The organism is Teichococcus deserti (assembly GCF_001982615.1).
GTDB classification, from domain to species: domain Bacteria; phylum Pseudomonadota; class Alphaproteobacteria; order Acetobacterales; family Acetobacteraceae; genus Pseudoroseomonas; species Pseudoroseomonas deserti.
Window position 1 is genome coordinate 1 of sequence record NZ_MLCO01000113.1, and the last position, 2,075, is coordinate 2,075.

Genomic DNA, 2,075 nt, shown 5'->3' on the forward strand with positions numbered 1-2,075 from the left:
AGGCAAGCCGAAGGCCAGGGGGAATGAATTCCCCCTGGACCCCCTTCTTCTTTCTGCGGTGGCTGCCGCCTCCACGTGGGGACCGAACGTGAAACGGCCTGGCCACATCGCGACCTGTGAACGAGCACTGATTCTATGAGAACGGCGTCCCGACGGGACGCCCTGGTGCCGCTTGTGGTGAGGCGGCTGCGGCCTCAGCGGCCAACAGGACAGAAACAGGGGAATTCATTCCCCTGGCCTGCCCGTTCCTCTCGTCAGCCCTTCTCGCGCATCAGCCGCGCCTTGTCCCGCTGCCAGTCGCGCGCCGCGATGGCGTGGCGCTTGTCGGCCTTGTTCTTGCCTTCGCCGAGCCCGAGCACGACCTTGGCGATGCCGCGGTCGTTGAACAGGATTTCCAGCGGCACCAGGGTGATGCCGTCGCGGGCAATCGAGCCCAGCAGGGTTTCGACCTGCTTCTTCTTCAGCAGCAGCTTGCGCGGGCGGCGGGGCTCGAACTGCGAGACGAAGCTGCCGGCCTGCCATTCCGGGATGTAGCAGTTGAACAGCCAGAGCTCACCGTCGCGCTCGCCGGCCCAGGCTTCGGCGATGGCGGCGCGGCCGGCGCGCAGCGACTTCACCTCCGGCCCCAGCAGCACCAGCCCGGCCTCGTAGGTGTCGCCGATCTTGTAGTCGAAGCGCGCCTTGCGGTTCTGCGCGGCGGTGCCGTGGGCGATCAGCGATTTCTTGCGGGGCTCAGCCATGGATCTCTCGGTGGGGCGGCGCCGTGGCGCCGGCCCTTTCGTGTCGGGGTCGAGGCGATATGGGGAGGCTTGCGCCTCGGTGCAAAAGCCTCAGTTCAGCAGGCCGGCCGAGAGCATCGCCGCCTTGACCCGCTCCTTGGTGCTGTCGGCGATCGGCGCCATCGGCAGGCGGCAGAAGGCGCTCGACTTGCCCAGCAGGCTGGCCGCGTATTTCACCGGGCCCGGCGAGGTCTCGCAGAACATGGCGTCGTGCAGCGGCGTCAGCCGGTCCTGGATGGCCATGGCCTCGGCGATGTTGCCGGCTTCCCAGGCGGCGTGCATCTCGGCGCAGAGCCGCGGCGCCACATTGGCCGAGACGCTGATGCAGCCCACGCCGCCGGCGGCGCGGAAGGCCAGCGCCGTGTGGTCCTCGCCGGAAAGCTGGCAGAAATCGGTGCCGGCGGTCAGGCGGGTGTGCAGCGGCCGCGTCAGATTGGCGGTCGCGTCCTTCACGCCGACGATGTTCGGGTGCTTCGCCAGCCGCGCCATGGTCTCGACCGACATGTCGATCACGCTGCGCGGCGGGATGTTGTAGATGATGATCGGCAGGTCGACGGCGTCGGCGATCGCCGTGAAATGCAGGTACAGGCCTTCCTGGGTCGGCTTGTTGTAATAGGGCGTGACCACCAGCGCGGCATCGGCGCCGGCTTCCTTGGCGTGGCGGGTCAGCTCGATGGCCTCGGCCGTGCTGTTGGAGCCGGTGCCGGCGATGACGGGGACGCGGCCGCCGGCGGCCTCGACGCAGAGCTCGACCACCCGGTGGTGCTCGGCATGCGACAGGGTCGGGCTCTCGCCGGTGGTGCCGACCGGGATCAATCCGCTGGTGCCCTCGGAGACCTGCCAGGCGACCAGCTCCTGGAAGGCTTTGGGGTCCAGCGCGCCGTCCTCGGTCAGGGGCGTGATCAGCGCGACGAGGGAACCCTTGAACATGGGACCAGACTTTCCTTCCCGGGGGAATGGCGAGGGGTGAAGGCGCCGAAGCTACGGCCGGCGCTGCCGCGGCACAAGGCCGGCCCGCGGATGCCGGCCATTCCGCCCCTCTCGACGCCCCCCTCTCGACGCCCCCTCTCGACACTGGGAGACGCCGCTGCCATCGGCTTGGCTCCGCCCCCATGCACCCCGCTTCGCTTCCGCTCCCCCCCCGTCCCTCGCGCTGGCCCCTGGCCCTGCCCGCCCTCGCCCTTCTCTCCCCCCCCCCCGCCCCCCCCTCCGCGCCCCAGCCCTGGGCCGCCGAGGCCCCGCTCGCCGCCCTCCCCGCCGCCCTTGCCGCCGTCCAGGCCCGCCGCTGCGCCCCGG

The 2,075-nt window shown here is 70.5% G+C and carries 2 protein-coding genes; both read right to left on the reverse strand.

Going from position 1 to position 2,075, the window contains the following annotated elements; translation table 11 throughout:
• Positions 1–254: 254 nt before the first annotated feature.
• Entirely contained in the window at positions 255–740 is a 486-nt protein-coding gene (smpB, locus tag BKE38_RS13455; protein ID WP_076957825.1) for an SsrA-binding protein SmpB, read from the reverse strand.
• 90 nt (positions 741–830) lie between these two features.
• Positions 831–1,709: a 4-hydroxy-tetrahydrodipicolinate synthase gene (dapA, locus tag BKE38_RS13460; protein WP_076957826.1), complete on the reverse strand. Its 879-nt coding sequence runs from the start codon at positions 1,707–1,709 to the stop codon at positions 831–833.
• Between the last annotated feature and the right edge of the window lie 366 nt (positions 1,710–2,075).